9 protein-coding genes, 1 tRNA gene and 2 pseudogenes are annotated in these 7700 nt (G+C 71.0%); 9 read left to right on the top strand and 3 right to left on the bottom strand.

Features of this window, described 5'->3' with window-relative positions; translation table 11 throughout:
- The 7 genes and pseudogenes from MCAG_RS23880 to xerC form a co-directional block, all read left to right on the top strand.
- Positions 1-552 (top strand): annotated as a pseudogene (locus MCAG_RS23880) (conjugal transfer protein TraB); the annotation flags it as partial.
- A gap of 130 nt (positions 553-682) precedes the next feature.
- Complete coding sequence (locus MCAG_RS23875) at positions 683-904, top strand: hypothetical protein (RefSeq protein ID WP_036374971.1); 222 nt, start codon at positions 683-685, stop codon at positions 902-904.
- Positions 904-1209, top strand: coding sequence for a hypothetical protein (locus MCAG_RS23870; RefSeq protein ID WP_050778227.1), 306 nt, complete (start codon positions 904-906; stop codon positions 1207-1209). Before MCAG_RS23875 ends, MCAG_RS23870 begins: the two co-directional genes overlap by 1 nt.
- A 21-nt stretch (positions 1210-1230) precedes the next feature.
- Positions 1231-2106: a bifunctional DNA primase/polymerase gene (locus MCAG_RS23865; protein ID WP_007075530.1), complete on the top strand. Its 876-nt coding sequence runs from the start codon at positions 1231-1233 to the stop codon at positions 2104-2106.
- Positions 2103-3410, top strand: a complete 1308-nt coding sequence (locus MCAG_RS23860; protein WP_007075529.1) for a DUF3631 domain-containing protein — start codon at positions 2103-2105, stop codon at positions 3408-3410. The genes MCAG_RS23865 and MCAG_RS23860 overlap by 4 nt, the downstream gene beginning before the upstream one ends.
- Positions 3407-3655, top strand: a complete 249-nt coding sequence (locus tag MCAG_RS23855; protein ID WP_007075528.1) for a helix-turn-helix domain-containing protein — start codon at positions 3407-3409, stop codon at positions 3653-3655. Before MCAG_RS23860 ends, MCAG_RS23855 begins: the two co-directional genes overlap by 4 nt.
- Entirely contained in the window at positions 3655-4818 is a 1164-nt protein-coding gene (gene xerC, locus MCAG_RS23850; protein WP_007075527.1) for a tyrosine recombinase XerC, read from the top strand. The genes MCAG_RS23855 and xerC overlap by 1 nt, the downstream gene beginning before the upstream one ends.
- A 65-nt stretch (positions 4819-4883) precedes the next feature.
- Here xerC and MCAG_RS23845 read toward each other — a convergent pair.
- Positions 4884-4958: transfer RNA gene (locus tag MCAG_RS23845), tRNA-Val, on the bottom strand.
- Positions 4959-5008: 50 nt separating this feature from the next.
- Positions 5009-5563, bottom strand: a complete 555-nt coding sequence (locus MCAG_RS23840; RefSeq protein WP_369751382.1) for a TIGR02611 family protein — start codon at positions 5561-5563, stop codon at positions 5009-5011.
- A gap of 295 nt (positions 5564-5858) precedes the next feature.
- Between MCAG_RS23840 and MCAG_RS23835 the strand changes: the two genes are divergently transcribed.
- On the top strand, positions 5859-6290 hold the full coding sequence (locus tag MCAG_RS23835; RefSeq protein ID WP_007075525.1) for an SsgA family sporulation/cell division regulator: 432 nt from the start codon (positions 5859-5861) through the stop codon (positions 6288-6290).
- A gap of 72 nt (positions 6291-6362) precedes the next feature.
- Here the strand turns inward: MCAG_RS23835 and MCAG_RS23830 are convergent, their stop codons facing one another.
- Positions 6363-7139 carry a RhlG family 3-oxoacyl-ACP reductase gene (locus tag MCAG_RS23830; protein ID WP_036377901.1) on the bottom strand — a complete coding sequence of 259 codons (777 nt, stop codon included), beginning with the start codon at positions 7137-7139 and terminating at the stop codon, positions 6363-6365.
- Between the two features lie 218 nt (positions 7140-7357).
- Between MCAG_RS23830 and MCAG_RS35135 the strand changes: the two are divergent.
- Positions 7358-7700 (top strand): annotated as a pseudogene (locus MCAG_RS35135) (hypothetical protein); the annotation flags it as partial.

The following is a 7700-nucleotide window of genomic DNA, read 5'->3' as shown; positions in this document are numbered from 1 at the left end:
AACCGGTGGCCGATCCCCTGCCGCGCCGAGCTGGCGCAGCGCGCCGACCTCGCCGAGGCCGTCACCGGCTGGACGCCCGTGCGCCGGCCCCTCGACCCCGTCACCGCCAAGGCCCTCGCCCCCGTCATGCCCACCACCACCGCCACCGCCACCGCGACCGCCGGCCCGGCTGCCACCGCCGACCACGACGACGACCAGGAGGTACCGGCCATGGCCACCCGCCCCGGCGTCAACCCCAACGACCCACCCGACGACATCGACCCCTCCCAGGAGATCGACACCACCCCGACCCCCCGGCGGATGTCGCTCGCCCTGCCCCCGCAGGCCAACCCCGAACGCGCCCGCGCCGTGCTGCGCGAGCACATCACCGCCCTCGCCGAGCAGGGGCACACCGAGGTACGCCCGGCCGACCTCGGCGACGTGCTCGCCGCGACCGGCTACGGCGCGAAGTGGCTCAGCAAGGCCCTCGGCGAACTCACCACCGGTAACCACCCACTGCTGATGGCCGTCAACCGCAACGGCCGCTACCGCATCCTGCACACCGGCCAGTAGCCACCCCAGGGGCCGTGGAAATCCACGTGGAATCCACACCGATTCCACGGCCCCTGACCTAAACAAACCCGCCGTGGAATCGACGTGGAATCCACGGGCGACCCGTCATGCCCACCATCAGGGAGCATCGATGAAACTCGCCATCCTCACCCTCGCTCTGGGCATCATCCTCGGCCTCACTCTCGGTGTTCCGCTCGGCCGCCGCGTCGAGCGCGTCGCCTGGCACGCCGACGCCGCAATCACCCGCGCCCGCGTCACCGGATGGCTCATCCGCGACCTCGCCGGCTACGCAACCGCCACCGCCGGCACCGTCGCCGTCGCCGTCTTCGTCGTGTGGGCGCTGGCCCGCTGATGACCGGCACCCGCCGCGACACCCCATCGCGTCACGACCCGGCCCTGTCCGGGCTGGAGGTGTGGTTTACCGGCACCCGCGCCGAGCTGCGCGCCGCCACCACCGCGCTCGCCGGGGCCGGGTGCGTCATCTGGCAAGGCACGCCCCGCCCGCTGACCGGTGCCGACGCTGGACGGTTCCGCCTCTACCTACGCCTGTCGGTCACCGCCGACCGCGCCACCACCGGGCGACCCGCCCCGGCCGCCGACAACGGGGCGGCCCTGATCGACCTGGACGCCGCACGCACCACCCGCCGCCCCGCCTGACCACCGGAGGGAGAACACGCCGTGTCTGACCTGCTCGCCGCCGCCCTCGACTACGCCGCCCGAGGATGGCCGGTATTCATGCTCGCCCGCTCCAAACGACCCGTGGCCAACTGCCGTCCCTGCGTCACCGTTGGCACCGGCCACGACCCGCACGCCTGCCCCTGCCTGACCTGCCACGGCTTCTACGCCGCCACTACCCACCCTGACCGGGTCGCCGCGATCATCGACGCCGTGCCGCGCGGGCAACTCGCCCTGCGCACCGGGGCGGCGTCCGGGACGGTGGTCGTGGACGTCGACCCACGCCACGGTGGCCACCACAGCATGGCCGCGCTCATCACCGAAGGACTCCTACCCCGCACCCGCTACGCCGTCACCGGGTCCAACGGGCTGCACCTGTACTACCGGCACCCCGGAACCTCGGTGATCTCCCGGCCGATGCCCGGTCGGTACGGCATCGACATCAAGGCCGATGGCGGCTACGTCGTGCTGCCGCCGAGCAGACACCAGCGCACCGGCCGCCCGTACCGGTGGGCTGACGGCGAACACGACCTGACTGAGATGGCCCCCGCCCTGCTCGACGCCTGCCAGGCCGCACCGACCCGCACCGTCAGCGACACGACCAGGTCGACCCGCACGCCCGGGGGCGGGGCCATCTCATCCCCTGACGCGCTGCTCGCCTCCATCCTGGCCACCGTTGCCGCCGCCCCCAAGGGACGCCACCGCGTGACCCTCTACGGCGCCGCCCGAGGCGTCGCCCGGATGGTCGCCGCCGGAGCCATCAGCCACGCCGACGCGATTGCCGCCCTCACCGACACCGGCCGCGCCGCCCAGCAGACCGAACGCGAAATCCGCGGTGCCATCACCGGCGGGTTCCGAGACGAAGGAGTTGCCCCATGAGCCACGCCGCCCAGGTCGACGGTGCCGCGATCCTCGACGCCGTTCACGCCGCGCTGACTCGCTACGTCGTCCTGCCCTCCGCCGAGGCCGTCGATGCGGTGGTGCTGTGGGTCGCTGCCACCCACGCCCAGGCCGCGTGGGCGCACGCGCCCCGACTCGTCATCCGCGCGCCGGAACGGCGCTGCGGCAAGTCCCGACTCCTCGACGTAGTCGAGAGCACCTGTCACAACCCGCTCATCACCGTCAACGCCTCACCCGCCGCCGTCTACCGGGCCATCGGCACCGACAACCCGCCCACCCTGCTTATCGATGAGGCAGACACCATCTTCGGCGGGAAGAACGCCGACGCCAACGAAGACCTACGCGGGCTGCTCAACGCCGGTCACCAGCGCAACCGGCCCACCATCCGGTGGGACAACAACACCCGCAGCCTGGAGAAGATCCCCACCTTCGCCATGGCCGCGCTCGCCGGCATCGGCGCGATGCCCGACACCATCGAAGACCGGGCCGTGGTCGTGCGGATGCGCCGCCGCGCCGCCGGGGAGAGGGTCGCCCCGTACCGGATGCGCCGCGACGGGCCGCCGCTGCGCACCCTCGCCGAGCAGCTCGCCGCGTGGCTACGCCCCCACCTGACCGCCCTGGAAGCCGCCGAACCCGCCATGCCCCTGGAAGACCGCGCCGCCGACACCTGGGAACCCCTCATCGCCGTCGCCGACCTCGCGGGCGGCACCTGGCCCGCCCGCGCCCGCAAAGCCGCCGACATCCTCACCACCGAACACACCGACACCGCCGCCGCATCCGACCGCATCCGGCTCCTCGCCGACTGCCGCACCGCCTTCGGCGACCTCGACGCCATCCCCACCAGCGTCCTACTCGACCGACTCCGCGCCGACCCCGAAGCACCCTGGGCCGACTACGGCCCCGCCGGACTCACCGCCGTCAAGCTCGGCACCCTGCTCCGCGAGTACGACATCACCTCGGCGAACATCCGCTTCCCCGCCCCAATCGGCCAGGTCAAGGGCTACCAGCGACACGCATTCATCGACGCCTGGACCCGGTATTGCCCCCTGCCCGACCCCGCCCCCGCACCCGCGCCGTCCCACCCGTCCCACCCGTCCCCGCCCAGCTCAACCCCGGGACGGCAAAACCCGTGGGACGGCACGACCCGTCCCAACCACCACCCCCACCGGGACGGGTCAACCCGTCCCACCCTCCAAGCCGTCCCGCCCCTGACCAGCGTGGGGACGGGTGGGACGGGTGGGACGGATACCCCCCGCAACCACGCCAACGGTGGCGCTGCATGACCAACCGCCTCGGCCCAGCGATGGGAGGACATCCGCCGGTGAAGAACTCGACTGGCAAAGCCCTCTACCGGATCACCGAAGCCATGGACCTGCTCAGCATGAGCCGCACCGTCATCTACCAGGAGATGCGCGCCGGTCGACTCCGCTACGTCCGCCAGGGCAGCGACCGCCGCATCACTGCCGCCGCTATCACCGAATACGTCGCGCTGCTGGAGCGCGAGACCGCACAAGGAGTTGCCGCCTGATGAGCAAGCGTCGAAGCCGTGGCGACGGCGGACTGCACTGGGACGAAGCCCGCCAACGCTGGATCGCCTCCGTCACCACCGGCTATACCCCCGCCGGGAAGCGCATCGTCCGCCGAGGCAGCGGCAAGACCAAGACCGAGGCCAAGGCAAAGCTCAAGGAGGTACTGCGCGACCACGAAGACGGGCTGACCATCGCCCCCCAGGGGTTCACCGTCGCGAACGCCGTCAACGACTGGCTTACCTACGGGCTCAGTGGACTGGCGAAGGGCACTACCGACAAGTGCGGCTACCTCTGCCGGGGGCACATCCTCCCCGAGCTGGGCGCGCGAAAGCTGCGCGACCTCAGCGCGGAAGATGTCGACCGGTGGCTAGCGGGCAAGGCGGAAACCCTGAGCACACGCACCCTTGGTGAGTTGTACGCCTGCCTGAATCGGGCGGTCAATCGGGCGATGGCGCGCGACAAGGTGAAGCGAAACGTAGTGGCCCTCTGCTCGATCCCCAAGGGACAACAGGGCCGCCCGTCGAAATCGCTCACTCTCGACCAAGCCAAAGCGATCCTTGTCGCCGCCGAGGACAGCCGCCTTTATGCCTACGTCGTGCTGTCCCTGCTGACCGGTGCGCGCACTGAGGAGTTGCGGGCGCTTACCTGGGATCACGTCGACCTGGACGGCCGGCCTGACGATGACCCGCCGCTACCGCCGTCTATCGCGGTATGGCACTCGGTCCGGGCCGGTGGCGACACCAAGACCAGGAAGTCACGGCGCACTCTCGCACTGCCGCTCCGGTGCGTGGTCGCACTGCGGCGGCACCGGGCGCGACAGCGCCGAGACCGGGAGAAGGCTGGCAAGGACTGGCAGCCCCGGAATCTCGTGTTCGCCAGTTCGACCGGCAACGCCCTGGACGCCGCGAACGTCCGGCGAGCGTTCCGGCGCGTCGCCGCTAAGGCCGGACTGACCGCCGCCGACTGGACGCCCCGGGAACTGCGACACAGCTTCGTGTCGGTGTTGTCGAGTAGCGGCGTGAGCTTGGAAGACATCGCCGACCTGTGCGGGCACTCCGGCACCACGGTCACGGAGAAGGTCTACCGGCATCAACTCCGGCCCGTGTTGCTCAGTGGCGCGGTTGCTATGGATCGCATCTTCGCGCTGACCCCGGACCGTTAGTCACTCAGTTAGGCACTCAGGATACGGAAGAGGGCACATCCATCGATTGGATGTGCCCTCTGACCTGGTGGGCGATACTGGGATCGAACCAGTGACCTCTTCGGTGTGAACGAAGCGCTCTCCCGCTGAGCTAATCGCCCTCAGCGCCGATGACTCTACCTGATCGAGGGACCGGACCGCGAATCCGGGGTCAGTGGGTCGCGAGGTAGTGCAACAGCCGCGCCACCAGGTCGATGCCGAGGCTGTACTTGAGCGACAACCAGACCACCGTGGCGACGAAGACGAGGCCCACGGAGCCGAGGAGAAGCCGCACCGGCAGGGACCGGCTGGTGGCCCACCTGGTCCAGGCGTGCACGTGCCGGCGGGTGAAGCCGAGTAGCCGGCGGGCCCAGTGGAACTCCACGGCCCAGATGCCCAGCCCGGCGATGACCAGCAGCCAGCCGGGGCCGGGTAGCGGGATGAGCGCGATACCGACGGTGACGACGATCGCGCCGGTGACGGAGATGACTATCTTGAGGGTGACCCGGCCCGTGGGGTTGGCGCGAATCAGGTCGAGGGTGGTGCCGATCCGTTGCCGTAGACGCCCGCCACGCCGTTCGGCGAGCGCCGTCCCGCCCCCGGGCGCCGCGTCGTGGGGCCCCTCCGGCCCGCGCCGGCCATGCTGTTCCTTCGGCACTGCGTACCCCCGCCTTTCGGCTGCCCGGACCCCGCCGTTCGGGTCTCCGGGCCGGGCCATGGCATCCACTGAGGATCGCTTCGTGGTCATTTCGTCCTCCAGTGTCGCTCCGGCCCGTCACTCCATCGGACCACTGGACGTTACCGGAGTAAGTCGACGTCTGAACCACCCCGATACCGGGCGGGATCAAGCAATGGGCAAAACCGGATATCGTACAAGAATTCTCACATTCTAGCGGCGTTTCCGACCCCCTTCCCACCACAGGGTGAAGTCAGCGTATGGCGGAGCGTAGCCAGAGGTAGCACCTGAGTATGGGGAAAGCGGGACACGCGCGTTCCGCAGCGGTGCCGGGGGGAGAACGTCCATGAGTGTCATCCGACCGACGACCGTAGAGGTCGAGACGTCGCTAAGGCTCGTCGCGCCTGACGCCACCGCCTTGCCGGTGCGTGCCAGCCTGCGTTACGACCCTGCTGACCCGTATGCGGTCCATGTCCTGTTCCATGCCGAATCAGCCGGCGGCGAGGCGGTGAGCTGGTCCTTCGCCCGCGAGCTGTTGGTCACCGGCCTCGACGAGCCGGCCGGCATCGGCGACGTGCGGGTCTGGCCGTGGGCCACCCCGCGCGGCGACTTCGTCGCGCTGGCGCTGTCGTCCCCGGACGGCAATGCCCTGTTCGAGGTGCCGCGCAGCGTCCTGGTGCGTTTCCTGCGGCGGACCTACGTCGTCGTGCCGCGCGGCCGGGAGGCCGACCATCTGGACGTCGACACGGCGGTGACCCGGCTGCTCGCCGGCCGCTGACCAGGCCACACCGGGGCCGCGCAGATCTGCCGAGTCCGCGCGGCCCCGGATGCCATCCTCAGGGGTACGCGTTCAGCCGTGCGTCGTGATCCCGCCGTCGACCGGGATCACCGCGCCGGTCAGATACGCCCCGGCCCGGGACGACAGGTAGATGGCGGTGCCCGCCATGTCCTCGGGGCGCCCGATGCGCCCCAGCGGCACCTGCTGCTCGATGGCCGCGCGCGACTGCGGGTCGTCCAGCGCGAAGGCCATCATCTTGCTCTCGAACGGCCCCGGCGCGATCGCGTTCACGGTGATGTGCTCGCCGGCGAGCTGGTGAGCGAGGCTGCGGGTGAGCATATGCACGGCCGCCTTGGTCGCCGAGTACGCGTAGACCTCCAGGTATGGCACCCGGATTCCGTCGACCGAGCCGATGTTGATCACGCGGGCCGGGTCGTCGGCGCTGGCCGCGGCCCGCAACGTGGGCAGCAGGGCGGTGGTGAGCCGGAAGGCGGCCTTGACGTTGACCGCCCAGAGCTTGTCGAAAGCGCTCTCCGGGTACGCCTCGAGCGGCGCGCCCCAGGTCGCCCCCGCGTTGTTGACCAGCACGTCGAGCCGGTCGGTGCGCTCCCGAACGGCCTGGGCCAACCCGCGCGCGCCCTCGTCGCGGCCGAGGTCGGCCGGGATCGCCTCGCAGCGGCCCTCGGCGGAGAGTTCCTTCGCCACCGCCTCGCACACGTCCGCCTTGCGGGACGAGATGATCACCTGTGCGCCGGCCCGCACGAAGCCTCGGGCGATCATCAGCCCGATCCCCCGCGATCCGCCGGTGACCAGGACCGTTTTGCCTTCGACCGAGAACAGATCCATCATGCCCATCCCCTCGCTGCTCGGCGGTCCGCCGGTGGTCCGCCGAACCCAGGCGCTACCGATCGGTAACGTAGCCCGCCCGCCGAACCCCGACAAGCCACCGAGCCGACCGGGGAGAGGCGGAAGGCGGGAACGGCCGGGGGAAGCAGGAAGGAGCCGGGCGCGGCGGGACCGGGAACTCGTCGGGATGCGACCGTCCCGAGCGCGGGATACCGTCACAGATGATGGTCCCCTCCGGTCAGCTTTCCCCGGCGACGCGTAGTGACCTGGCGTCAGCCCGTACCGACCTGGCGCCTGCCCGAATCGCACCGGCGTCCGCCCGCGCACCGGCGAACGCACGCACCGCGCCGGCGGCACCCGGCACCGCCGCGGCGGGCCCGGCCGGCGACCCCCCGGCCCGGCCCGCCGACATCACCACCCTCACCCTCGACGACCTCGCCGGTGGCACCGGCTGGCGACGCCCGGTTCTGCTCGACGCGGACCTGATCGTCCTCGTCACCGGCGGCCACGGCACCGCCGAGCTGGACTTTCGGTCGTTGCCCTGCCGACCCGGCACGCTGCTGC

The sequence above is a fragment of the Micromonospora sp. ATCC 39149 genome (assembly GCF_000158815.1).
GTDB lineage: Bacteria > Actinomycetota > Actinomycetes > Mycobacteriales > Micromonosporaceae > Micromonospora.
The sequence above is the reverse complement of the archived record's forward strand: the minus strand, read 5'-3'. Positions and strand labels throughout refer to the sequence as shown.